The 23,436-nt window shown below is 69.9% G+C and carries 22 protein-coding genes and 1 tRNA gene; 9 read left to right on the top strand and 14 right to left on the bottom strand.

Annotated features, from left to right (window positions below; translation table 11 throughout):
- The first annotated feature begins 1 nt into the window (after position 1).
- The gene (locus tag V6V89_RS03580) at positions 2–415 is read left to right on the top strand and encodes an ATP-binding protein (RefSeq protein ID WP_334617464.1); all 414 of its coding nucleotides are present in this window, start codon (positions 2–4) and stop codon (positions 413–415) included.
- Here the strand turns inward: V6V89_RS03580 and V6V89_RS03575 are convergent.
- Positions 392–1,330: a ribose-phosphate diphosphokinase gene (locus V6V89_RS03575; protein ID WP_334617463.1), complete on the bottom strand. Its 939-nt coding sequence runs from the start codon at positions 1,328–1,330 to the stop codon at positions 392–394. The genes V6V89_RS03580 and V6V89_RS03575 overlap by 24 nt on opposite strands.
- Before the next feature lie 25 nt (positions 1,331–1,355).
- On the bottom strand, positions 1,356–2,186 hold the full coding sequence (locus V6V89_RS03570) for a phosphoribosylaminoimidazolesuccinocarboxamide synthase (RefSeq protein WP_334617462.1): 831 nt from the start codon (positions 2,184–2,186) through the stop codon (positions 1,356–1,358).
- Positions 2,187–2,284: 98 nt separating this feature from the next.
- Between V6V89_RS03570 and V6V89_RS03565 the strand changes: the two genes are divergently transcribed.
- Entirely contained in the window at positions 2,285–3,049 is a 765-nt protein-coding gene (locus V6V89_RS03565; RefSeq protein WP_334617603.1) for a polyprenol monophosphomannose synthase, read from the top strand.
- A 17-nt stretch (positions 3,050–3,066) separates the two neighbouring features.
- Here the strand turns inward: V6V89_RS03565 and V6V89_RS03560 are convergent, their stop codons facing one another.
- From V6V89_RS03560 to V6V89_RS03535, 6 genes are all read right to left on the bottom strand, one after another.
- Positions 3,067–3,306: a hypothetical protein gene (locus V6V89_RS03560; protein ID WP_334617461.1), complete on the bottom strand. Its 240-nt coding sequence runs from the start codon at positions 3,304–3,306 to the stop codon at positions 3,067–3,069.
- Between the two features lie 229 nt (positions 3,307–3,535).
- Entirely contained in the window at positions 3,536–6,391 is a 2,856-nt protein-coding gene (locus V6V89_RS03555) for a M36 family metallopeptidase (protein ID WP_334617460.1), read from the bottom strand.
- Between the two features lie 180 nt (positions 6,392–6,571).
- A complete protein-coding gene (locus V6V89_RS03550) occupies positions 6,572–7,324 on the bottom strand; it encodes a hypothetical protein (protein ID WP_334617459.1) in 753 nt (250 codons plus the stop codon).
- A gap of 320 nt (positions 7,325–7,644) precedes the next feature.
- Positions 7,645–7,718: transfer RNA gene (locus tag V6V89_RS03545), tRNA-Met, on the bottom strand.
- Positions 7,719–7,885: 167 nt separating this feature from the next.
- A complete protein-coding gene (locus tag V6V89_RS03540) occupies positions 7,886–10,837 on the bottom strand; it encodes a UPF0182 family membrane protein (RefSeq protein WP_334617458.1) in 2,952 nt (983 codons plus the stop codon).
- Positions 10,838–10,940: 103 nt separating this feature from the next.
- Entirely contained in the window at positions 10,941–11,960 is a 1,020-nt protein-coding gene (locus V6V89_RS03535; protein ID WP_334617457.1) for a YlbL family protein, read from the bottom strand.
- An 86-nt stretch (positions 11,961–12,046) separates the two neighbouring features.
- On the opposite strand from V6V89_RS03535, the gene V6V89_RS03530 reads away from it, so the two are divergent.
- Positions 12,047–13,258 (top strand): zinc-dependent metalloprotease, encoded by a 1,212-nt coding sequence (locus tag V6V89_RS03530; protein ID WP_334617456.1) that lies wholly within the window; start codon positions 12,047–12,049, stop codon positions 13,256–13,258.
- Between the two features lie 3 nt (positions 13,259–13,261).
- Here V6V89_RS03530 and V6V89_RS03525 read toward each other — a convergent pair whose 3' ends face one another.
- Together V6V89_RS03525 and V6V89_RS03520 are read right to left on the bottom strand one after the other, a co-directional pair.
- A complete protein-coding gene (locus V6V89_RS03525) occupies positions 13,262–13,861 on the bottom strand; it encodes a hypothetical protein (RefSeq protein ID WP_334617455.1) in 600 nt (199 codons plus the stop codon).
- A gap of 26 nt (positions 13,862–13,887) precedes the next feature.
- The gene (locus tag V6V89_RS03520) at positions 13,888–14,418 is read right to left on the bottom strand and encodes a M48 metallopeptidase family protein (RefSeq protein ID WP_334617454.1); all 531 of its coding nucleotides are present in this window, start codon (positions 14,416–14,418) and stop codon (positions 13,888–13,890) included.
- 423 nt (positions 14,419–14,841) lie between these two features.
- Here V6V89_RS03520 and V6V89_RS03515 point away from each other — a divergent pair, with 423 nt between their 5' ends.
- From V6V89_RS03515 to V6V89_RS03505, 3 genes are all read left to right on the top strand, one after another.
- Entirely contained in the window at positions 14,842–15,006 is a 165-nt protein-coding gene (locus V6V89_RS03515; protein WP_173057968.1) for a DUF5679 domain-containing protein, read from the top strand.
- Positions 15,007–15,286: 280 nt separating this feature from the next.
- Positions 15,287–16,345, top strand: a complete 1,059-nt coding sequence (locus V6V89_RS03510; RefSeq protein WP_334617453.1) for a TOMM precursor leader peptide-binding protein — start codon at positions 15,287–15,289, stop codon at positions 16,343–16,345.
- A 45-nt stretch (positions 16,346–16,390) separates the two neighbouring features.
- Positions 16,391–17,710 (top strand): ABC1 kinase family protein, encoded by a 1,320-nt coding sequence (locus V6V89_RS03505; protein WP_334617452.1) that lies wholly within the window; start codon positions 16,391–16,393, stop codon positions 17,708–17,710.
- Positions 17,711–17,973: 263 nt separating this feature from the next.
- Here the strand turns inward: V6V89_RS03505 and V6V89_RS03500 are convergent, their stop codons facing one another.
- From V6V89_RS03500 to V6V89_RS03490, 3 genes are all read right to left on the bottom strand, one after another.
- Positions 17,974–18,339, bottom strand: a complete 366-nt coding sequence (locus V6V89_RS03500; RefSeq protein ID WP_334617451.1) for a WhiB family transcriptional regulator — start codon at positions 18,337–18,339, stop codon at positions 17,974–17,976.
- A 106-nt stretch (positions 18,340–18,445) separates the two neighbouring features.
- Complete coding sequence (locus V6V89_RS03495; protein ID WP_334617450.1) at positions 18,446–18,712, bottom strand: hypothetical protein; 267 nt, start codon at positions 18,710–18,712, stop codon at positions 18,446–18,448.
- 134 nt (positions 18,713–18,846) lie between these two features.
- Positions 18,847–20,949, bottom strand: coding sequence for an ATP-dependent DNA helicase UvrD2 (locus V6V89_RS03490; RefSeq protein ID WP_334617449.1), 2,103 nt, complete (start codon positions 20,947–20,949; stop codon positions 18,847–18,849).
- Between the two features lie 68 nt (positions 20,950–21,017).
- Between V6V89_RS03490 and V6V89_RS03485 the strand changes: the two genes are divergently transcribed.
- The 3 genes from V6V89_RS03485 to V6V89_RS03475 all read left to right on the top strand — a co-directional run bounded on the left by V6V89_RS03485 (position 21,018) and on the right by V6V89_RS03475 (position 22,524).
- On the top strand, positions 21,018–21,260 hold the full coding sequence (locus tag V6V89_RS03485) for a mycoredoxin (RefSeq protein WP_334617602.1): 243 nt from the start codon (positions 21,018–21,020) through the stop codon (positions 21,258–21,260).
- A 113-nt stretch (positions 21,261–21,373) separates the two neighbouring features.
- Positions 21,374–22,309, top strand: coding sequence for a helix-turn-helix domain-containing protein (locus V6V89_RS03480; protein WP_442935060.1), 936 nt, complete (start codon positions 21,374–21,376; stop codon positions 22,307–22,309).
- Positions 22,306–22,524, top strand: a complete 219-nt coding sequence (locus V6V89_RS03475; protein ID WP_334617447.1) for a DUF397 domain-containing protein — start codon at positions 22,306–22,308, stop codon at positions 22,522–22,524. Before V6V89_RS03480 ends, V6V89_RS03475 begins: the two co-directional genes overlap by 4 nt.
- On the opposite strand, the gene nudC is transcribed toward V6V89_RS03475, so the two are convergent.
- On the bottom strand, positions 22,521–23,435 hold the full coding sequence (gene nudC, locus V6V89_RS03470; protein WP_334617446.1) for an NAD(+) diphosphatase: 915 nt from the start codon (positions 23,433–23,435) through the stop codon (positions 22,521–22,523). The two genes, V6V89_RS03475 and nudC, sit on opposite strands and share 4 nt — an antisense overlap.
- Position 23,436: the final 1 nt, after the last annotated feature.

Below are 23,436 nucleotides of genomic sequence, written 5' to 3'. Positions count from 1 at the left end.
GTTGTTCATCGAGACTGCCGCGCTGCTCGCTCAGACCTTCGATCGCAGCCAGGTCACCCGGCTGCGCCATGCCGTCACGTCCTGCGCAAGTGCCGCCGGACTGGCTGGTCAGCGCCTCGAAGACTTCGTCCTCGCGGTCAACGAGCTGATCACCAACGCGGTCCGGCACGGTGGCGGTAGGGGCCGCATCCGGCTGTGGCGCGCCAACCGCGACGTCGTCTGCGAGATCTCCGACGAGGGCGCCGGCATCGACGACGCCCGGCTCGGCAACCACGACCGCCCCCGCCTCGACACCGCTGGCGGCTGGGGGCTGTGGCTGGCCCGCCAGCTCAGCGACCGCATGGAGGTACGCACGGGTCCGGGCGGCACGACGGTGCGGATCAGCGCGGCGCTAGCCGAAGAGGGCGCTCACTGACTCGCCGTTGTGGATGCGGCGCATCGCCTCGGCCAGCGCCGGCGCCACGGAGAGGACCCGCAGCTTCGACACCCGCTTCTCGGCCGGGATCGGCACCGTGTTGGTGCAGACGATCTCCAGTACGTCGTCGGGCTCGCTGAGCCGGCCCAGCGCCCCGGCGGCGAAGAGCCCGTGTGTACAGGCCAGCCGGATCGAACGCGCCTTCAGGTCGCGCAGGTGGTCCATCAGCTCGATCACCGTGCTGCCCTTGGCGATCTCGTCGTCGAGCACGATCACGTCGCGGTCGGCCACGTCACCGATCACCGCGCTGATCTGCACCCGGTCGTCGCTGAACCGCTGCTTGGCACCCGCCGCGACCGGCGTGCCGAGCATCCGGGCGAACGCCGCCGCCTCCTTGGCGTTGCCCAGGTCGGGTGAGACCACGACGGTCTCACTCAGGTCGTACTGCCGGAAGTACGCCGCCAACTCGCGCAGCGCGTGCAGGTTGTCGACCGGCATGCTGAAGAACCCGTGCACCTGTGGCGAATGCAGGGTCAACGCCAGCACCCGGTCGGCGCCGGCGGTCTTCAGCAGGTCGGCGACCAGCCGGCCACCGATCGAGATGCGCGGCGCGTCCTTCTTGTCCGACCGGGCATACGAGTAGTGGGGCATGACCACCGTGATCCGGCCCGCTGAGGCGCCCCGTGCGGCGTCCAGCATGAGCAGCAGCTCGACCAGGTGCTCCTGTACCGGTGGCACGAGCGGCTGGATCAGGTAGACGTCACGCTCTCGGCAGTTCGCTTCGAGCTGTACTTCCAGGCAGTCGTTCGCGAACCGGGACACCCGTACCGGGTGCAGCGGCACGCCGAGGTGGGCGCAGATCTCTTCCGCCAGGTCAGGGTGGGCACTTCCGCTGAACACCGCGATGTCACGCACGCCCAAATCGTACGGGTTCGGGGTGCTACCAGGTTTCGCCGGTCAGCCGCTCGAAGACCTCGATGTACCGGGCGCGGGTCACCGCCACCACCTCGTCCGGGAGCTCCGGAGCGGGCGGCTGCTTGTCCCAGCCCTTGCCCGTCGCCCAGTCCCGCAGGTACTGCTTGTCGAACGAGAACTGCACCCGGCCGGGCACCCACGAGTCCGCGGGCCAGAAGCGTGACGAGTCCGGCGTGAGCACCTCGTCGGCCAGGACCAGAGTGCCGTCCGGCGCCCACCCCAGCTCGATTTTCGTGTCCGCGATCACGATCCCGCGCTCGGCCGCGATCCGGGCACCTCGGCGGTACACCTCCAGGGTGATCCGTCGCAGCTCAGCGGCCGTGTCGGCACCGACCTCGGCCACCACGTCGTCGTACGTGATGAACTCGTCGTGCTCGCCCACCGGCGCCTTCGTCGTCGGGGTGAAGACCGGCTCGGGCAGCCGGTCGGCCTCCACCAGGCCGTCAGGCAACCGGATACCGGACACCGACCCGGACTTCTCGTACTCCTTCAGCCCCAGGCCGGTCAGGTAGCCCCTGGCGATGCACTCCACTGGCACCATCCGCAGCCGCCGGCACCGGATCGCCCGCCCCGCGAACTCGTCGGGCACGTCGGTCGCCGAGATCACGTGGTGCGGCACCAGGTCGGCGAGCTGGTCGAACCACCAGAGCGACAGCCTCGTCAGCACCTTGCCCTTGTCGGGGATCGGCGTCGGCAGCACCATGTCGTACACCGACACCCGGTCGGAGGCGACCAGGATCAGGTCGTCACCGTCGGTGTACACATCACGGACCTTGCCCGAGTGCAACAGCTCCACGTCACTCCTTATGCGCTGCTAGAGGCGCCTGTGGCCCAGCGTTACAGACGGCTGACGGCCGGCAGCGATACCCTAGCGCGGTGACAGGTCCCCAACCGCTGGCACAGCCCGTCGAGCTGCCCGCCCCTTGGCGCGACTCCGCCCTGACCGTCGTCGTGCCGACCTACAACGAGGTCGGCAACGTGCCACGACTGGTCGAGCGGCTTCTCGCGCTGCCGCTGCCCGGGCTGCGAATCCTCATCGCCGACGACAACTCCCCCGACGGCACCGGCGAGGTCGCAGACAAGCTGGCCGCCCGCCACCCCGATCGGGTGATCGCGGTGCATCGGGCCGGCAAGGAGGGCCTCGGCCGGGCGTACGTCGACGGGATGACCCGGGCGCTCGACGGCGGCGCCGAGTTCGTCGCGCAGATGGACGCCGACCTGTCCCATCCGCCCGAGGCGCTGCCCGGCCTGCTCGGCACGCTCCTGTCCACCCGGGCAGGTGCCGTGATCGGCTCCCGGTATGTGCCCGGCGGCCAGCTCGACGAAAACTGGCCGCTGTACCGGCGGGCGTTGAGCGGCTGGGCCAACTTCTATGTCCACACGCTGCTCAACGTGCGCATCCGCGACCTGACGGCTGGCTTCAAGGTGTGGCGGGCCGACACGCTGCGCGCTATCGGCCTCGACCGGGTTCAGTCAAACGGCTACAGCTTCCAGGTCGAGATGCACTACCTGGCCACCCGGCTCGGCCACACGATCATCGAGGTGCCGATCCGCTTCGAGGAGCGCACGGTCGGCGCGTCCAAGATGACCACGCGCACGAAGATCGAGAGCGCGGTCATGCCGTTCCGTTTGCGCTGGAAGCACCGCGGCCTGTCCTGACCGCGGCTCAGCGAGCGTCAGCGGCGACGGTTGCGGCCGCGTACCACCACCAACAGGCCGATGACCACGATCGCCACCACGATCAGGCAGCACAGGCCCGCGAATAGCCCAAAGCCGCCGCTACGCGGACGTCGGCGCGCCGCTTCCAGTACGGTCTCGTTGGTGGCGGCCCAGGCCGCCGCCGGCACCAGCACAGCGGCCACGGCGGCGGTCAGCGCCGCAGCCAGCCGCGCCCACCAGCGATTCAATGACGACATACCCCCATGGTGCCCGGTCCCCGCAACCAGGTCCGGGTCACCTTCGGATCCCGCTAGGAGCCGTGGCGACCAACGACGGCGAACGACCCGGATTCCCGTCCCGGGTCACCTTTCGGATCCCGCTAGGAGCCGTGGCGACCAACGACGGCGAACGACCCGGATTCCGGTTTGGGCTGCTGCCCGGTGTGGCTAACACCACACCGGGCAGGGCGATTGGGTGAGCGTCCCCCTATCGGGTGAATGCCTGGAACTCTGAGATGCGGACCTGCGGCGCGAACGCGCTGGCCGTCGCGCAGTCGGTCGCGGCCGCCGGGTCGTCGTCCTGCTCCCCGGCGTACAGCGGACCGCCGGTGCACTGGCTTGCCAGCACCTCCAGCCGCAGGTGCGTGGCCTTGGTCGGCGCGAACCGGAACGTGCGCAGGCTCAGCGTGGGTGCGGTGGGCCGGAAGGCGCCGGCCGGGAACGCGTTCGACTCGCTGCGGTACGCGCGGCGCCAGCTCGTGTCGGCGGCGCAGTCGGCAACGGTGGCGTCGCAGGCCCATACCGCGAACGAGCGCAGCGCGGTGTACCTGTTCTGCGGGCCGTCGTCGACGTCGCCTTCGATCGCGGGACGCAGCAGAGCGCTGACGTTGACCGTGTTGATCAGATGGCGGCCCTCGCCGGCCAGGTCGACGGTCAGGCTGCGGCCGGCGACACCGTCGCGGGACGCCCAGTTGGTGCCCTCGGTGTCGTCGATCAGTTTGTCCACGTTGAGCCCCGGTCCCGACGCGGAAGCGCCGGATGTGCCGGAGGCGAGGTTGCGCGGCAGGTTGAGCTTGAGCTCCTGGGCGCGACCGGGCAGGAAGAGCGTCGTGAACTTGCGGTGCCCGAAGCCGGGACCGGCCGCCACGAGCTGGAACTGCTTGCCGGGCACGATCTCGAACGTGTCCGGCAGGTCGGTCTCCGGGTCGGTGTCGGCGACCGGCGTGACGCGGGCCTCGTACCCACCCACGTACAGCTTGATCGGGGCGCCCTCGGAGTCGCCGACCGCGCGCAGCGTGACGGTGGCGTTCCGGGCGTACGGGGATGCGAAGCTGGGCACCGGGTCGGCGTCGTTCGGGCCGCTCGTGGCGTCCTGGCCCATCCCGGACTCGGCGAACACGTCCCACATGAGCTGCTGGTTCTCCCCGCCGAAGCGGACCAGGTCGGCGGCCAGCATGTTGTCGCGCATGTCCAGCATGCTGAACTGGCTGCCGCCCTGGAGCAGGAACGAGTCGAAGAGCAGCTGCGCCCAGCGCCGGTTGCCGGGGCACGCGTCGGCCTGCACCAGGCCGTCGGCGCACCGGGCCTGCAGCGACAGCGTGCCGTTGCCGTACCGGGCGAGGAAAGCCGCGCGGAGCCGGATGTTCGTCGCGCTCCAGATCTCGCCGTCGGCGTGCACCTGCTGCCCGACCAGGTCGTACCCGACGTCCGAGTAGTTGAGCGGGCTCTTGCTGGAGTCGTAGTTGCGGATGCCGTTGGCGTTGTTGCCGGTGACGTAGGCGCCGATCACGAACGGGCTGTCGCCGGCCGCCCGGTACCCGTACTCGTACAGGTACTCGGCGGCGAGCAGGTCGCTCCACGACTCGCCCATCGCGCCGCCCTGCGCCGAGCCGATGCCGGCGTCCGGCCCGGCGATCATGCGGTTGGAGATCGCGTGGCCGTACTCGTGCGCGATCACGGTCATGTCGTAGTCGCCATCGACACATGGCGGGTAGACGCCGCCGGCGACGGGCTGCCACAGGAACATGTTCGTCACCGGGATGAGGCCGTCGCGCGGCGTGTTCTGGTTGGCGTTGTTGCGGCTGCCGCCCAGCGCGTTGGCCTGCGCCCTGCCCAGCTCGGCGTCGCCGCCCAGGCCCTCGCCGGTCACGTTGACCGTCTGGAGGTTCCACGCCGACTCGGTGAAGCCCAGGTGGAACGCCCAGTCGTGCATCCGGTTGTGCATGGCGAAGAGGTTCGTGACGGCGGCATCGGCGTCGTTGCGCCGGGCCGATGTGTACACGGACGGGTTGCAGCGCGCCTGCCGCCACTGGTCGGTGAACGGGTAGATGTAGTCGCGGGTGGCGCTGGGCGTGGCGGGCACCGCGGTCGTGCTGCCGCCGAGGAAGAGCACGGTGTCCGCCGAGTTGCCCCGCGAGGTGAAGGTCGGCGCGCCGGAAAGGACGTCCCACGCCTGGCCGGTGGCCGGGTCGCTGGCGGTACGCGCGCAGCGGGGCGCCGGGGCGAGGCACCACAGCACGCGCGGGTCGCGGTTCGGCGGGATGGTACTCGGTGGGGTGCTCGGGAACACCGCCCACATTGGATTGTCGGAGTCGAAGTCGACGAGGTCTTCGCGCACCAGGACCTTGCCGGTGCGGGCGTCCACGTATGTGGCGACGGCGGTCGGGTCGGCGGCAGCGCGGCCGTTGAGCGTGACGGCGTACGCCGCGCGTGGTCCGTCGAGCGGCGTCGGCACCGCCACGAGCCGCACCGCACTCGACGCCACCTGCTCCGCGGCGAGCCCCACGTCGTCGCGGGCAACCTGGAGGGCGTCGGCCGCGTCGAGCGTCGGCGGCTCAGGGGCTCCGGTGTCGCGGGACAGCGACGAGGTCACTCGCACCACGGTGCCACCGTTCACCAGGATCGACGCCAGACCGTCGTACCCGGCGGGCAGGTCACCGAAGCGCTGCCTCAGCGTGACCACGGCGCCCGGTCCGATCTTCTGGACGAGCAGCACGTCGAGGCCGGCGACGGCCGACTCGTCGAGCCCGAAGAGGCTCTGGTTTCGCACGAGGTATTCGCGAGCGGCGGCCACCGGGTCGGCGGGCAGTCCGGTCGCGAGCGGCTGGCGTGCCGGGCCGAGGGCGCTGGGCGTACCCAGGGCGTTGAAGCGCGCGCCGCTGGCGAGGCCTCGCTGCTGGACGGTGGGTGCGACCCGACCAGCGCGATTGTCCTTGTCCTTGGATTCGTGGGTCTCGGCGGCGAGGCCCGCCGGGGACGCCGGAGTGGATGGCGCGGCGCTCGCTGCGCTCCCCGGGATGATCAATCCTGCGACGACGACGGCAACGGCGAGCACGCTTCGCATGAGTCCCCCAATACACGCCTTTGCATGCGTGGATACTCTGCGCAGCCAACCGGTGCAAGGGTCATTCGCGACGCCTGCCGCATCGTTACGGGTCAGCGACGTGCTATGGCGAAATCGGTATGGCCGAGGGCCGGCGCCGCGTGCGGCGCCGGCCCTCGGGATCAGCGGTTACCAGGTGCGTCAGGCGACGAACCGGCGGCGGCGGACGAAGGCGACGAGCAGGACGCCAGCCGCGAGCAGCGCGACCGCGCTACCGATGAACAGGCCGGCGCGGGTACCCGTGGTCGGCAGGTCGCCACCGGTCGACGGCGGCGTGGTCGGTACAACCGTCGGCGGTGCCGTGGTGGGCGGCGTGGTCACCGGCGCCGTGGTCGGAGGCGTCATCGGCGGCGTGGTCGGCGGCCTCGTGGTGGGTGCCGTGGTCGGGCGCGTGGTGGGCGGTTTGGAGGTCGGCGTCGCGGGCGGCGTCGTCTTGGGCGACTGCCCGCCACAGACGAACCAATGGCTGATCTGCGGTTGCTGGCCGCCCGGGTTCGTCGGCGCCCTCAGGTCCTCGATGGTCACCGGGCCGGTGAACGGACCGTTGTACGCGTTCGCCCGGGGCCCGCCCTTCACAACGATGCCGCTGGCAGTGAAGCCGGAGTTGATCGTGACGTCGAGGAGTAGGCCGTTGCCGCTCACGGTGCCGCTGCTGGCGGTCTCGCTCGGCATCGAGCTGCTCAGCAGGATGGTGCCGCCGAGCCCAGCCGCAGCACACGTGTTGGGGTTGCCCCCGACCACACGCGGCGGTGCCGGATCGGCGCTCGCGATGCCGCTCGCGAACACGAGACCGGCGGCGCCCGCGGCTGCCAGCCCCATCGCGCTCCAGCGGAACTGGTTCATGCGGCGCCGTGCCGCTCGGTATTCGGCGCCATCGGCCTCAGTGCCGGCCATTCGGCTTCCCCCTCGTATACGAATGATGTATCCATCGGAGAAAACGTCCAGATCGGAAGGCCGTTACGGTGCGTATCCACAGTGGTGTGCCCGCACGAAGACCGGCGGGCGTTCAGAACGACCGCAGGGCGCGCGTGTCATAGAAGCGCTGCGCGTTGTGCGCGGCGAACGAGTCGGTCTCGGCGACCTGGTCCCAGATCAGATGCGCGCTGTTGCTCGCGTCGAGCAAGCGGGCACGGCATGGATCTTTACGCCGAAGCGGCGCCACAAACGATTAAGGCCCCCTTCCGTGATCCCGGAAAGGGGCCTTAACGTTCTCGTAGCGGGGACAGGATTTGAACCTGCGACCTCTGGGTTATGAGCCCAGCGAGCTACCGAGCTGCTCCACCCCGCGTCGGCTCGTTAACAGTAGCGCACGGTCCCCTGTACCTCCAAAACGGCCCCCCGTGGCGCGCGCCACCATCCGGCAACCCCGCGTTGATCAGGGGTTTCTCACCGATCAAGGGAAATGGGACGGGAATGGGAGCGGCCGGCGGCGCCGGTGGCGCCGCCGCCCGCTGGTTAGCCGCCTGGGGTTGGGGATGGGGTGCCTGGTGGGGCGTTCGGGCTTCCCGAGGGCGCTGGGGTCGACGGTGCGCCGCCGGACGCGTTCAGGGCTGCCTGGAACTCCGTCATCGCGTCGTCGAACGCCTTGAGCGCCCGCCCCTCGCGCTCGAAGTCGCCGGCCGCGCGGGCGGCCTTGACCTCCGCCCAGGCGCTCTCCACCTTGTCGGCCGCGGCCGCCAGGGCGGGAGTCAGCGTCTGGTTGCCACCAGTTGTCGGCGGATTCTCACCACTCGTTGGCGGCGGTGGCGCACCACCCTGCTGACCTTGCTCCACGAGCTGCTTGATGCCGGCATCGATGGTGTCCGCGAGCACCACGTACGAGCCGCCGTCGCCGTAGGAGAGCAAAACCTTTTGGAGTAGCGGGTACGCGTTCTCCTGGTTGCTCTTCACGTAGACCGGCTCGACGTAGAGCATGCCTTCGCCGAATGGCAGCGAAAGCAGGTTGCCGTACTCCACCTGGGCCTGGTTCGACGACAGCAGGTTCAGCTGTTGCCGGATGGTCGCGTTGTTCGTCATGCGCTGGTGCACCTGGACCGGCCCGGAGATCGCAGTCTGGTCGGGCAGTTCCCACATCGCCAGCTGGGGCCTGCCATCCACATAGGATCCGGAGATCAGCGCCGCCAGGTTCTGACGGCCGAGCGGTGTAACCGCCGAAGTGAGCTGGAAGCGCGGCGACTCCTGGCCGGGGAACTGGGTCAGGAGGTAGTAGGGCGGCTGCTTGACCTCCGTGTCCGGCGCGTCTGGGATGTTCGGCACTTCCCAGAAGTCCGATCCGGAGAAGAAGTCGCCCGGGTCCGTCACGTGGTAGCGGGCCAGCATATTGCGCTGCACCTTGAACAGGTCGGCCGGGTAACGGAAGTGCTGGGCCAGTGCCTCCGGGGTATCGGCCTTCGGCCTGACGAGGTCGCCGCCGAACGCCTTGTTCCACGCCTTGAGCACGGGGTCGGTTTCATCGAACTCGTACAGCGTCACCGTGCCGTCGTACGCGTCCACGGTGGCCTTGACCGAGTTGCGGATGTAGTTCACGTCTTCCCGGGCGAGCGCGAAGGTGCCGGTGCCGGTGAGCTGGTCGCGGGTCTCGGCCTGGAGATTGATCCGCTCCGAGTACGGATACGTGCCGGAGGTGGTGTAACCGTCGAGGATCCACATGATGCGCCCGTCGACCACGGCCGGGTACGGGTCGCCGTCGATGGTGAGGAACGGCGCCACCTTCTCTACCCGGTCGCGCGGGTTCCGCACGTACAGCACCTTGGAGTTCTCGTTGACCGCCTCCGAGAGAAGGAAGTTCGACTCACGCTCCTTGATCGAGTAGAGCAGCTTGCGGGTGAACGAACCGACCTCGACGCCGCCCTGACCGTCGTACGTGTAGTACTGCTCGCCGCCGCTCCCGATGGGCCGGTCGAACTCGACGTTCCGGCCTTCCTGGTTCTGGCCGACGATCGCGTAGTCGGCGCCAGTCTGGCCCATCTGCTCGCCGTAGTAGATCCGCGACTGCTCGACGGGGATCTGCTCCTGCGGCGCGGCGCACGCTTCTCCGGTCTGCTCTCCCAGGTAGCCGGAGACGAAGTACGGCTGACCGCCGCAGACCACCCGGTTGGCAGGCGCCCCTACGAGGCCGTACCCGTGGGTGTACACGGTGTGGCGGTTGATCCAGTTGCCCTGCTGCTCGGTCAGCTCCCGGTAGTTGATCTCACGCATGCCCACGACGTAGTCCTGGGTATTGCCGTTGATCGTGTACCGGTCGATGTCGAGCTTTTCGCCGAAGTCGTAGAAGCCACGTACCTGCTGGAGCTGCGTGTATGCCTGCGACACGAGCTCGGGATCGAGCAGCCGGATGTTGGGCACCACGGTGGTGTCCGTGGCGAGGCTCGCTGGTGGCCTCAGGTTGTTCGCACCGTACGCCGTGCTCTGCGTGTCCCGGATGCCGAAGGCGTCCCGGGTGGCGGTGATGCTGCGCTCGATGTACTCCCGCTCCTTGTCCCGCACGCTCGGGTTGACCTCGAACGTCTGCACGGCCCACGGGTAGATGCCGCCGATCGCGACCGCCGAGATGCCGAGCAGCGCCAGCGAGACGCCGGGCCAGACGAGGTTGCGCATCACCGCGTTGGAGAACAGCACTATCGCGACCGCCACGACGATGGAGATGTAGGCCAGTATTTCCTTGGCCGGCAGCAGCGCGTTGATGTCGGAGTACCCGGCGCCGTACAGCTTGGTGCCCTCGTTGTAGGACAGCAGCAGCGCGCGCCGGTCGAGCACGTAAGCGATCGCCTTCAACAGGACGAACACCGCGACCAGCGACGTGAGGTGGGCGCGGGCGGCGGTGGTCATGCGGTCGCCGATGCCCTGGAGGCGCACGCCGCCGAAGACATAGTGGACGGCAAGCGCGCCCAGCACCGACAGCACGACCGCGGTGAAGCCGACGCCGAGCAGATAGCGCCAGAACGGGTACTCGAAGACGTAGAACCCGATGTCGACGCCGAACTCCGGGTCTTTGACCCCGAACGGCTGGGCGTTGCGGAAGAGCATCCACGAGCTCCACCGGCCCTGCGCGGAGAGGCCGGCGAAGAGGCCGATGATGCCCGCGAGCGCCGCGATCCAGGTGCCGATGCGCGGGCTGAGCACCATCCGGTACCGCTCGAGCGTGGCCTGCTCGGCGGAGTGCGGCCGCAGCAGCGGGCGGAGCCGGTACGCCAGGTACAGGTTGCCGCCGACCACCACCGCCATCGCCAGGCCGACCGCCAGGAACAGCAGGATGCGGGTCGTCAGCACATCGGTGAAGACCTGCGTGTACTGCACCTCGTCGAACCAGAGCCAGTCGGTCCACGCCTCGACCGCCCAGCCCAATAGGGTGAACAGCAGGAACACCCCTATGAGTACGCCGACCGTGACGCGACCGCGCCGGCTCATCCTCGGCAGGGGACTACTACGCATAACCACGGCAGGCTCCGCAAAGTTAGGGTCCGATCTGCTCCGATCAGGCCACCTACAGTACGGGGTGTACCTGGAGCGGCTAGCAGAGGCTCGGCTGCGCTCCCTCGCGCACTGCCTTCAGCGCCGCGAGGGCGTCGTCCAACGTACCGACCTTGAGCAACGGCAGGTCTGACTGGGCGTTCTGTTTGGCCTCTTCGCAGTTGTCGGCGGGCGTGAGAAACACTTTGGCGCCAGCGTCCTTGGCGCCGACCAGCTTCTGCGCGATGCCGCCGATCGGCCCGACGCGACCCTCGTCGTCGATGGTGCCGGTGCCCGCGATGATGTGACCGCCGGTGAGATCCTCGTCGGTGTCGAGCTTGTCGATGATGCCGAGGGCGAACATGAGCCCGGCGCTCGGGCCGCCGATCTCGTCCAAGTCAATCTTGAGTTCGAACGGGTACTGCTGCTTCTGCTCGATCTCGACACCTATGCGCGGCGGCGCACTCCCCTGCACCCGCGTCGTGATCTTGGCACTGCCGGCCTTGCCGTCCCGGGTGTACTCCACGTTCAGCACGGTGCCCGCCGGCTTCGACTGGACCAGCGCGGTCAGCCGGGGCGCGGTGGTGATCGCCTCACCGTCGACCGCGGTGATCACGTCGCCGGCGCGCAGGGCACCCTCAGAGGGCCCACCGGCCACCACGTTCTTCACCGCTACCTGTACCGGATAGCCAAGCTCGACCAGAGCGGCGGTCTCGGCGCTGGTCTGCGACGCCGCGAACTCCTGGGCGTTGCGCTCCTCGACCTGCTTCTCGCTCTCGTCGGGCGGGTAGATGAGCTCGCGCGGCACAACGGCCTTCTCGTCGTTGAACCAGCCGGCGATCGCGGCGAGCAGCTTCACATCGGGCTGGACCCCCACCGTGGTCAGCCGAAGCTGCCCCTTCGACGTCGATGTCTGGGTGCCGGAGATCTGGATGACCTCCTTGCCGTCCTCTTTGCCAAGCGTGTCCACGGTCGGTCCCGGCCCCAGCACCACGTAGGGGATAGGTGCTGCCAGCACGCCGATGCTCAACAGCGCGGTAATCACCGCACCAAGGAGGACAGTGACACCACGACGTCTCATGCGCGAAGCGTACCGACCCCCGGTTTCACCCTGAGCTTAAGGACGTAGCCAGGCAGCCCACAGATGCCGCGCGTACCGTTGACTGCGTGCCTGATATCCCGTTCGGCTTCGCTCTCCCAGGCGCACAGCCGCCCGACCCCAACGACCCGCAGCAGATGCAGCAGTTCATGGCGCAACTCCAGCAGCTGCTCGCCTCACCCGGCACCGGGCCGGTCAACTGGGACCTGGCACGCCAGGTCGCGGTGAGCCAGCTGTCCGGCGCGGGTGACCCAGCGGTCAACCCATTCGACCGCAACGCGGTCGACGAGGCGCTGCGCCTGGCCGACCTGTGGCTGGAGCCGACGTCCGCACTGCCGTCCGGCATCCAAACCTCGGTCGCGTGGAACCGCAACGAGTGGATCTACAACACGCTCCCCGTGTGGAGGAAGCTGTGCGACCCGGTGGCCGGCCGCATGGTCGGCGCCATGGGCGACCTGGTGCCGCCGGAGGCCCGCGCCCAGCTTGGCCCGATGCAGTCGATGGTCGCCACGCTCGGCGGCGCGCTCTTCGGAGGCCAGCTCGGCCAGGCACTCGGGTCGCTCGCCGCGGAGGTGCTCTCCGCCGGCGACATCGGCCTGCCGCTCGGACCGGCCGGCACGGCCGCGCTCGTCCCGGCCAACATCAACGAGTACGGCAAGGGGCTCGAGCTGCCGCTCGACGAGGTACGCCTGTACGTCGCTCTGCGCGAGGCGGCCCACCAGCGGCTCTTCCAGCACGTGCCGTGGCTGCGCGGCCACGTGTTGACGACGGTCGAGATGTACGCGGCCGGCATCACCGTCAACCGCGAGGCCATCGAAGAGGCGATGGGCCGGGTCGACCCGATGAATCCGGAGTCGATGCAGGCGATCGTGCTCGAAGGCATCTTCACGCCGGAGGACACCCCCGCGCAGAAGGCGTCACTCGCCCGCCTGGAGACCGCGCTCGCGCTCGTCGAGGGCTGGGTCTGCCACGTGGTCGACAGCGCGGCCGGCGAGCGGCTGCCCAACGTCGTGCGGCTCGGCGAGGCGTTCCGGCGCCGCCGGGCGGCTGGCGGGCCGGCCGAGCAGACGTTCGCGGCGCTGGTGGGGCTGGAGTTGCGGCCGAGGCGGCTGCGCGAGGCGGCGGCGCTGTGGGCCGCACTCACCGAGCACCGGGGCATCGCCGGCCGCGACGCCCTGTGGGGCCACCCCGACCTGCTTCCCTCCGAGGAAGACTTCGCCGACCCCGACGCTTACGCACGCTCCCAGCTCGACCTGGGCAACCTCGACGACCTGATGTAGCGGTCAGGGCGCCGACAGGAGGGCGCGGGTGGTGTCCCAGCCCTCCACGGCCGGGTCGAGCGTTGCCAGGTCCGCAGGGCCGCGCAGGCGGCGCCACGCGGGCGAGGCACCCACATCGGCGGAGCGCGGCGCGGCGGAGCGCAAGACGACGACCGCGCCGCTGTCGAGATCGACGTCCGGCAGCCAGTCGGGCGCTGGCAGCCGGGCCGCCAGGCCGAGCAGGCCGGGACCGGGGTCGGCCGGGGCCACGGCCAGTGGCCGGGTGGTCAGTGGGCGCAGCAGCTTGCCGAGCAGCAGCCCGGGTACGTCCGGAGCGTCGCCGGCCACCGCTGCGGCCTGCTCGAAGCCGTCCTTTGCCGCCGCCGCGAAGATCGCCGAGGCGCTCAGGTCGGGCACCTCGTACACCGGCATGCTGGGCCAGGCCACCGACTCGGCGAGCGCGCGGTCGGCGGCCGTCGCTGCGATGGCCGGCTCGACCTCGTTGAGCGTCGCGAGCAGGTCGACCACGTCTTCGACCAGCGCCGCCCGCCACGTGCCGGGATCTACACCCGGAGGATGCCAGGTCACCGGCCCGAGGACCGCAATGATCACGCGTCGCACCACGCGAGAAGGCTAACCCAGCGCGGGCCCTAGTCGGCCAGGACGACGCCGGTCGCGGCCGCGATGCCCTCCAGGTATCCGCGGGCCCGCTCGGCCTTCGGGTATCGCCCCACGAGCTCCCAGAAGCTGGCGTTGTGGCTCGGCACGACGAGGTGGGCCAGCTCGTGCAGCAGCACGTAGTCGATCACCCATTCGGGCATCTCCTGGATGCGGTGCGAGATGCGGATCGTGCGGTCGGCCGGCGTGCAGGAGCCCCAGCGGCCGTTCTGGTTGGTCACCCAGCGCACGCTCGCGGGGACCACGATCCGGGTGTGCTCGCTCAGGTAGCGCCCGATCAACCGGCGCGCCCTGACCAGCAGTTCGTCGTCGGAGCGGCTCAGCCGCTCCTCGCGGGCGGCGAGCCGGGCCAGCATCCGGTCGACCCACTCGGTCTCCTCGGCCCGGGAGAACTGATCCGGGATGAGCACGACCACGCGCTCACCGTCGCGATACGCGGACACCGTCCGCCGCCGGCGCTGGCTGCGCCGTACTTCGACGACTGGCTTGCGCGCCGCAGCCATTACTGGCCCGCGCAGCCCCGGGCAACGTTCACGATGGCACGCTAATCCGTATGTGCCAGGTGGCCGCAAGAGTCAAGACATCTTGGCTCGCCAGAAACGTCCAGATTTGAGCCGTACATCCTGAAAAAATCTTGCATGATTACAGTTAGTGATCACTTAATCGGGGGTGTTCTGAGCGGTTCCTCCGGCGTGTCCCGGCGAAACTGACTTATCCGGTACATTCCCCCATGCACACTCACGTCGTCGGCTTCCTCACAGTGTCGACGCGTTGTCGACATGGAACTGCCCAAACATGGGTAGGGTCCGGCGGAACCGGCGGTCACACGGGTGGCCGCGGAGGGGGTCTCAGCGCCGGCGCCGTCCGGGCGCCGGTTGGGGGGACGCCGGAGTCGAAAACCGGCAAAGAGTACGAGGAGGGGCACCGTGGCCACCAAGACCCAGACCTACAACGGCTACTGCGTCAAGTGCAAGGAGAAGCGGGACTTCGAGGGCACCGTCGAGGTGTCGAAGACCGGCATGAACATGGCCAAGGGCAAGTGCCCGGTCTGCGGCACGACCGTGAACCGGATCCTTGGCAAGGCCAAGTAACCCAAACCGGAATTCGGGTCGTCCGCCGTCGGGGTCACCCGCAGGCCGACCAGGATCCACGGTTACGTGAAAGGACAGCGGTCCTTCCATGCGGAACGGGGCGGCCTTCGGGCCGCCCCGTTCCGTTTTCGGTCGTTCGTGAGGACGTCGACACACACGGTCACGACATCGCTACCTGTGGACAACCGGCGAAAAACTGTGGATAACCCTGAACCTGGGCGTGGCCACCTGTGGACAACGAACGACGTGGCGCAAGGACACGGTGACAACCTGTCATGCCATGACGAGCTCGCCGCCCCTCCTCCGGCCCACCCTCCTGCCCGGCCTGCACCGGCTCTGGCGCGACCGGCACACCCTCCAACTCGGCCTCGACCCGGCCCGCGCCGTACTGCTGGAGATCGCCAACCCGAGCGCCGCCCGGCTCCTCGACCTGCTCGACGGCGCGCACCCTGAGCGAGCCGTCTTCGACGAAGCCAGCAAGATCGGTGTGAGCCGCGACGAGGCGCGGCTGCTGCTCGACACGCTCCGCAGCGCTGGGCTCGTCGTAGCCGCGCCGAGCCTGGTGCCCACGAGCCTTCCCGAGCCCGTACGCCGCAGACTGGTCCCCGAGGCCACCGCGATGGCCCTGCGAGGCATTGACGCCCCCGCCAGCCCAGCCCAGGTGCTGCGGCGCCGCGCGGCCACCCAGGTGGTGCTCACCGGGCACAGCCGGCTGGCCGCGCCGCTGGCGGTGGCGCTCGCACAGGCCGGCGTCGGGCACGTCCATCCGGCGCTCGCCGGATCCGTGGAGGCCGCCGACATGCCCGGCGGGCCCCTTTCCGCCGACGACGCCCAGCGGCCACGCGGAGCGGCCACCATAGACGCCATCGCGCGCGCCACACCGGACACAGACACCGGTCCGGTACGAAACGGGCGGCCCACCCTCGTCGTACAGGCCGGCACCGACCGGCCGGCGGCGCTGGTGGCGGCCGGGTTCGCCCAGCGGCGGCAGGCGCACCTCGCGGTCGGGGTCCGCGACGGCACCGCCGTCATCGGTCCACTGGTGCCGCCGGGCGGCGCCCCGTGCCTGAACTGCCTCGATCTGCACCGGAAAGATCGGGATCCCGCGTGGCCGGCCATCGCGGCCCAGCTCGCCGCCGGTGGCGTACCCGAAACGTGCACGACCCCGACGCTGCTCGCCGCCGTCGCCTACGCGGCCGCCGAAGTCCTCGCCTACCTCGACGGCGCGACGCCGGAGACGGTCGGCGCCGCGGTGGAGATCAGCGCGCCCGGGCGCAGCCGGCGCCGCACGTGGCCGCCCCACCCCGGGTGCGGATGCGCCCGCACGACGCCCCGGTGACATTCACAGCCGTCAAATCCCTGCACCGTCGGTCACAATGATCCGGTGACCGACATCCCGCGCCGGGCCGTGTCCCGCACCGCCAGGCTCGCCGCACTGCCGCTCGGCTTCGCCGGGCGCACCGTCCTCGGGCTGGGCAAGCGGGTCACCGGGCTGGCCTCCGAGGTGATCTCGGCAGACATCCAGCAACGCACAGCCGAGCAGCTCTTCAGCGTGTTGGGGCAGCTCAAGGGCGGTGCGATGAAGTTCGGCCAGGCGCTGTCGGTGTTCGAGGCGGCGCTGCCCGACGAGCTGGCAGGGCCGTACCGCCAGGCCCTGACCAAGCTTCAGGAGTCCGCGCCGCCGATGCCCGCTGCCAGCGTGCACAAGGCGATCGCGGCTCAGCTCGGCGACCGCTGGCGGGCGAAGTTCACGGAGTTCGACGACACGCCCGCCGCGGCCGCCAGCATCGGCCAGGTGCACCGCGCGGTGTGGAAGAAGGGCAAGCGCGAGGTCGCCGTCAAGGTGCAGTACCCGGGCGCCGGCGACGCACTGGTCTCGGACCTGAAGCAGCTCTCCCGACTCGGCGGCATGTTCCGGGTGATTCAGCCCGGCATCGACGTCAAGCCGCTGCTGGTCGAGCTGCGCGACCGGATCACCGAAGAACTGGACTACGAGTTGGAGGCGGAGGCGCAGCGGGCTTTCGCCGCCGCGTACGCCGGCGACGAGGAGATCTTCGTACCGCAGGTCGTCGCCGCCGCACCTCGGGTGCTGGTCACCGAGTGGGTCGACGGCGTACCGCTGGCCAAAATCATCAGCGATGGCAGCGAAGCCGAACGCGACGAAGCCGGCCGCCTGATGGCCACCCTGCACTTCTCGGCACCGGAGCGGGCCCGGCTCCTGCACGCCGACCCGCACCCGGGCAACTTCCGGATGCTGCCCGACGGCCGGCTCGGCGTGATCGACTTCGGCGCCGTGGCCCGCCTGCCCGAAGGCCACCCCGAGCCGATCGGGCGGCTGGTGCGGCTGGCGCTCGCCGGTGACGCGGACGGCGTACTGGACGGGCTGATGGAGGAGGGGTTCGTCAAGGAGCACGACCCCATCGACGCGCACGCACTGCTCGAGTTCCTGCTGCCGATGCTGGAGCCGGTGGCGGTGGAGGAGTTCCGGTTCACCCGTTCCTGGCTGCGCGCCGAAGCCGCCCGGCTGGCCAGCCCGAAGAGCCCTGCGTACCAGTTGAGCCGCCACCTGAACCTGCCGCCCAGCTACCTGCTCATCCACCGCGTGACCCTCGGCTCGATCGGCGTGCTGTGCCAGTTGGAGGCCAAGGCCCCGTACCGCTCCATCCTGGAGCGCTGGCTCCCCGGCTTCGCCCCCGTCGCCTGAAACGGAGCTCGCCCCGGCGCGCGGGCGCCGGGGCGAGTTTCCCTAGGTAGCGGTCTTAGAGAGTGCCCATCTCACGGGCCGCCTGCTGGCGGGCCCGCATCGCTACGCGACGGGCGGATCGGGTTGCGGTTGCCTCAGCGCTCGTGGTCTTGCCAGCCTGAGGCCTAAGCATTCGAGCCCGGGACAACGCTTCGTGAAGTAGATGTTGCATTTTGGTGTCTCCAACTCGGGAAGTCTTGGAAGTTCCGACGATCGGGTTCATGTCAGGCCGCCAGCCGAACGTTGTCGCGCGACTCGGCGAGCCCAGTGGCCGCCATCCGCGCCTCGACCTCGACCTGCAGGGCTGCGTCACGCGCGACGTCCTCCTTGCGTGGACGGCCACGGGGCCGCTTGCGCGGAACCACCGCGCCACGCTCGAAGATCTCGCCGCCCCAGACACCCCAGGGCTCGGCCCGCTCTACCGCACCGGCCAGGCACTCGACGCGCAGCGGGCAGTCCCCGCAGAGCGACTTGGCCAGCTCCAGGTCGGTGGGCGAGTCGGAGAACCACAGGTCAGGGTCGAACTTCCGACATGGCAGATTCGCCTCCAACTCGACGCGCTCGTCGAGTGGGGCCAAGGCCAGACTCATCGCCCGGTCACCTCTCTCTCGCTTGTGGCTTTGTGGCGGAAATAACTGAGGCCGCGGATCCCGGTGTGCGGGTTCCGCGGCCTCGAGGTGAGCCGGCGATGGTCTTTTAGACCGGCCTTCCTCGAGGTGGAACACCGCGGACATCCAGCCGCTTCTTGGCGGCAGCCGGAACGTCCTTAGCCGTGAACCCACTGATCTCGTAGCGTCCATCGATGAGCACCGCGGTCTGCGCCGGGTTTACGGCGTGGACCTGGTGCACCTGCGGAACCTGCGAGACGTCGACACGCATGAGCCAATTGGCGCATTCGGCCGACACCGGAGCCAGGGCAGCAGGCAGCACGGACGGTCGCTCGATCAGGTTGAAGATCTTCACCGGGGCCACCTCCTGTCTTTGGCTCGTCGTCAGTTTCGGTCTCCGGTGCCTTGCGAGCAGCGTTAACGCCGCCGCGCGCGAGGTGTGCCTTGAGGCTAAGCCCCTGCCCGGGGCAAGGGCAAACGGTTTTATGACTATGTTGCGGAACTTTTTTCCGGAGCAAGATCATCTACGCTCGCGCCGCCCACGAGGGCGAGCACGGCCTCGCCGTACAGGCTGAGCTTGCGCGGCCCGATGCCGGCGATGGCCAGGAGTTCCGCGGGCTTGCTGGGCTGCCGTTCAGCCAGTGCGACGAGTGTGGCGTCGGTGAAAACCACGTATGCGGGGACTTTCTGCACACCGGCCACTCGAACCCGCCATTCGCGCAGTCGCCCGAGCAGCTCTTCGTCCAAATCGGACGGACAGCTCCCGCATCGCCCCAGCTTGCGGTCGGCGCCGGACAGAAGAGTCGCACCACACACCCGGCAGGAGACGACCTGCGCCCGGCGATTGTCGGGTTTGCGACTCAGCGCCGCCGTGCCACCCGAAGACGCTCCGCCGCCCCGCTCGAACTGCGGCAGGAACCTGCATGGGCGGCGGGCCCGGCCGCCCGGCGAGCGGGCCTGGCCGTACGAGAGCCACAGCCACTGCCGCGCCCGGGTCACGCCGACATACAACAGCCGGCGCTCCTCCTCCACCGCTTCCGGTGTCTTCGCGTACGTGGTGGGCAGCGTGCCGTCGGAAAGCCCCACCAGAAACACCGCGTCCCACTCAAGGCCCTTCGCCGAGTGAAGTGAGGCGAGCGTCACACCCTCTACTGTGGGCGCGTGCTGCTGCGCGGCCCGGCGCTGAAGATCCTCGACGAAGTCGGCGAATGACGCCGCGCCTTCCGCGAGCGTGACGAGGGCGGCGAGCGCCTCCCAGCGCTCCCGAGCGGCGCCACCGGACGGCGGCATGTCGTGCTGCCAGCCGGTGGCCGCGAGCGCCTCGACGACCGCCGGCACCACCGGCGCGTCGGCCGGTGTGGCGCGGGTCGCCGCTCGCAGCGCCAGCATGCCCTGCCGAATCTCGGCCCGGTCGAAGAACCGCTCCGCGCCCTGAACCACGTACGGCACCTCGGCGGCCGCCAGCGCCTCCTCGTACGTCTCGGACTGCGCGTTGATGCGGAACAACACGGCGATCTCGCTGGCCGGAACGCCCTCGGCGATCAGCTGCTTGCAGCGCGCCGCGACCGCTGCCGCCTCACCCGGCTCGTCTGGAAAGATCCGCAGGTCGGGTTCGGGCCCCGGCGGTCGCTGCCCGACCAGCTCCAGCCGCAGCCGGGCCTCGGCGCCGCGGGCCTGGCGGATCACCGCGTTGGCCAGCCCGACGACCTGCGGCGTAGAGCGGTAGTCGCGGACCAGGCGGACCACGATGGCGTCGCGCCGCAGGCGCGGAAAGTCGATGAGATATCCCGAGGTGGCACCGGTGAACGAGTAGATGGTCTGGCTGGCGTCACCCACGACGGTCAGGTCGTCACGCCCGCCGAGCCAGGCATCGAGCAGCCGCTGCTGGAGCGGGTTGACGTCCTGGTACTCGTCGACCACGAAGTGCCTGTACTGCGCCCGCACCTGCTCGGCGACGTCGGAGTGCTCCTCGATGCCCCAGACCGCGGCCCGGAGCATGTCTTCGAAGTCGATGACGCCGCCGGCACGCTTGACCCGCTCGTACGCGGCGAACACCTCGGCCACCTTCGACGGCTCGTACGGCGGCTCGCGCAGGGCCTTGGCGGCCGCGACGGCGTACTCGGCCGGCTCGACCAGCGACGACTTGGCCCACTCGATCTCGCTGGCGAGGTCGCGGGCGCCGGTGCGGTCGACGCGCAGCCCGGCCCGGCTCGCGGCCAGCGTGATCAGGCGCGCCTTGCTCTCCAGCAGCTCGGGCATGGCACGCCCGTCGAGCAGCCGGGGCGCGAAGTATCGCACCTGGCGCAGCGCCGCCGCGTGGAACGTGCGGGCCTGGACGCCGCCGACACCGAGCTCGGCGAGCCGGGCGCGCATCTCGGCGGCGGCCCGCGCCGTGAACGTGACCGCGAGCACATGCCGCGCGACGATCTCACCGGAGAGCACCCGGTGCGCGATGCGGTGGGTGATGGCCCGGGTCTTGCCGGTGCCGGCGCCGGCGAGGATGCACACCGGACCGGCGGGCGCGGTCACAGCCGTGCGCTGCTCCGGGTCGAGCCCGGCCAGCACTCCCCTCGCCTGTGAGTCACCCGCCACAGCTAGGAATCATGACACCCACCCCCGACGTTGACCCGCTTGACGGCCCGTACGAAAGGACCTACCTGATGCTGACCATGTACTCGACGACCTGGTGCGGCTACTGCTACCGGCTCAAATCGCAGTTCGATCGGGAAGGCATCGGGTACGTCGTGGTCGACATCGAGCAGGACCTGGCGGCCGCCGAATACGTCATGAGCGTCAACGGAGGAAACCAAACGGTGCCAACGGTGCGGTTCCCGGACGGAACGGCGCTGACGAACCCGTCGATCACACAGGTCAAGGCCCGGTTGACGCAGACGACTCACTAATCGAAGAAGCTTTTGGCGGGGACCGGCAATCGGACCGCCGCCAGGTTCATACTGAGTCGACCCGCAGCATTCCTCATCGAGGGAGACCAGTCGTGCCGCCAGCCCCCAGCCCGATGGTGCGGCGCCGAAGGTTGGGGGCGGAGCTGCGCCGGCTGCGGGAGGCCGCCGGGCTGACCGGTGACCAGGTGGTGGCGCGGATCGGCTGGGCGTCGGCCTCCAAGCTCTCCCGCCTGGAAAACGGCCGCAGCCGCCCCGACCTGAGCGACGTGCTCGACCTGCTCGACCTGTACGAGGTGACCGGCGCGGCCCGCGACGACCTCATCGCGATCACCCGCGACGCCGGCAACACGCGGGGCTGGCTGCGGTCGTACCCCGTCATGACTCAGCGGCAGCGCGGCTACGCCGAGCTCGAGGCCGGGTGCGGCGAGATCTTCGAGTACGGGCCGGCCATCATCCCGGGGCTGCTCCAGGTGCCCGAGTACACACGGGTCCGGCTGATCTCGTCGCGCCCGCTGCTCGCACCCGAGGATGACGACGCCGTAGCGCGCGAAGAGACCGAGACCGAGATCGCGGCACGCCTCGCGCGGCAGGCGACCCTGACCCGCGAGGATCCGCCCCGCTACGAGGCGGTGCTGGACGAAGGCGCTCTCGGTCCGCGCGGTGGACCGGTCGACGTGATGACGGTTCAACTCCAACGCCTGCTGCGCCTCGGCGATTTGCCCACGATCACGATCCGGGTGCTGCCACACACGGTGGCGCTCGCCAATTGGTTCGTTCCCGAGACAGCATTCTCGATTTACCGGTTCCCAGACCCTGACGACCCGGACACTGTTGCGGTGGAGACGCTGGCCGCAGACATGGTCCTGGCCGACGACCCTACGCTCACCCGGTACACGCGGGTAGCGGAGTGGTTGCGCGCGGCAGCGTTGCCACCCGACGATTCGCTCGCGCTGATCGCCGAGATCGTCGCCGCTCATCGTCCCCCGATACGGCCGGCACAGCGCCGGCCACACGTGCACCGCTCAGCTCAGAGAGGAGTGGCCACATGAGGTCTGCCCGGTCGAACGCCAAAGCTGTTCGTTGGCGGACAAGTTCCCGCAGCCAGAACACCAACTGCGTCGAGGTAGCCGCGCTCGGGCCGAGCAATGCCGCGCCGGTCGCCATGCGGGACAGCAAAGACCGGGGCGGCGCGATGCTGGTCTTCGAACGGCAGCGGTGGCGTGAGTTCGTGGCCAGCACGAAAGACGGCGAATTCGACCTCTAGCCCTGTCGTAGCCAGGTGTTTACGAGGAAGTACGCGATCGACGCGGGCGGCGGCAGCATCAGCCGCAGGCCGTCGCCGGCGTCGACCGTGTCACCCGCCAGCGCGGCACCGATCTCGCGGCGCATAAACCAGCGGGCGTGCGCGATCTCGGCCGGGTCCACGCGCACCGGCTGGCTCGGGTCGGCGTACGCCGTGAAGCCCAGCATCAGCGAGCCAGGGTAAGGCCAGGCCTGGCTGCCCTCGTACACGATGTCCCGGACCGCGACGCCGACCTCCTCGGCGACCTCGCGCACGACGGCGGCCTCGGCCGACTCGCCGGGCTCGACATACCCGGCGAGGCACGAGAACCGCCGGACGGTCGGGCTCCGGCCCCAGGTCGCGTTGCTGCCCAGCAGGCACTGGCCGTCCGGTCCGGCCACGCCGTCGTGCACGAGCACGATCATCGCCGGGTCGGTGCGCGGGAAGCTCTGCGCGCCGCCCTCGTCGACGCGTACCCAGCCGCCCTCGGCGAGCGTGGTGGGCAGGCCGGTGGCCGACGAGTACGGGTGACCGGCGTGCCACTGTGCCAGGGCGAGCGCGGCGACGAACAGGCCCGCGTCCCGGTCGTTGAGCTCGTGTCCAACTTCCCGAAGGGCCACCGCTGTGGCGCCGGGGCGCTCGGGCAGCGGCGCGTCGACCGCGAAGACGGGCGTGCCGTCCGGCTCCACGCCGAGGAACAGCCGATCGCCGTCCGGCGCTTCCTTGGCGTCCAGGACGACCAGACCACCGTCGTCGAGCAGCGCCCGGCCCCCGCCGACCGAGTCGACCACCAGTACGCGGGCGCGCGCCCAGGCGTCCGCCAGCCACTCGGGGTCGGTGCGGTGGTGCGCCGCCCGATCGAGCGTGGATCTCGCGAGGGGCGGCAGCGCCACG

Origin of the sequence: Micromonospora sp. CPCC 206061 (genome assembly GCF_036906915.1) — a bacterium.
Lineage (GTDB): Bacteria > Actinomycetota > Actinomycetes > Mycobacteriales > Micromonosporaceae > Phytohabitans.
This window is presented reverse-complemented; position numbering and strand designations above follow the sequence as displayed.

What these genes read in the sequence shown, in the direction of transcription:
- V6V89_RS03560 (WP_334617461.1), bottom strand. Translation starts at nt 3,306, where the DNA reads ATGTCGTCATTGAATCGCTGGTGGGCGCGGCTGGCTGCGGCGCTGACC.
- V6V89_RS03555 (WP_334617460.1), bottom strand. Translation starts at nt 6,391, where the DNA reads ATGCGAAGCGTGCTCGCCGTTGCCGTCGTCGTCGCAGGATTGATCATC.
- V6V89_RS03550 (WP_334617459.1), bottom strand. Translation starts at nt 7,324, where the DNA reads ATGGCCGGCACTGAGGCCGATGGCGCCGAATACCGAGCGGCACGGCGC.
- V6V89_RS03540 (WP_334617458.1), bottom strand. Translation starts at nt 10,837, where the DNA reads ATGAGCCGGCGCGGTCGCGTCACGGTCGGCGTACTCATAGGGGTGTTC.
- V6V89_RS03535 (WP_334617457.1), bottom strand. Translation starts at nt 11,960, where the DNA reads ATGAGACGTCGTGGTGTCACTGTCCTCCTTGGTGCGGTGATTACCGCG.
- V6V89_RS03520 (WP_334617454.1), bottom strand. Translation starts at nt 14,418, where the DNA reads ATGGCTGCGGCGCGCAAGCCAGTCGTCGAAGTACGGCGCAGCCAGCGC.
- V6V89_RS03510 (WP_334617453.1), top strand. Translation starts at nt 15,287, where the DNA reads ATGACGAGCTCGCCGCCCCTCCTCCGGCCCACCCTCCTGCCCGGCCTG.
- V6V89_RS03500 (WP_334617451.1), bottom strand. Translation starts at nt 18,339, where the DNA reads ATGAGTCTGGCCTTGGCCCCACTCGACGAGCGCGTCGAGTTGGAGGCG.
- V6V89_RS03485 (WP_334617602.1), top strand. Translation starts at nt 21,018, where the DNA reads ATGCTGACCATGTACTCGACGACCTGGTGCGGCTACTGCTACCGGCTC.
- V6V89_RS03480 (WP_442935060.1), top strand. Translation starts at nt 21,374, where the DNA reads ATGGTGCGGCGCCGAAGGTTGGGGGCGGAGCTGCGCCGGCTGCGGGAG.
- V6V89_RS03475 (WP_334617447.1), top strand. Translation starts at nt 22,306, where the DNA reads ATGAGGTCTGCCCGGTCGAACGCCAAAGCTGTTCGTTGGCGGACAAGT.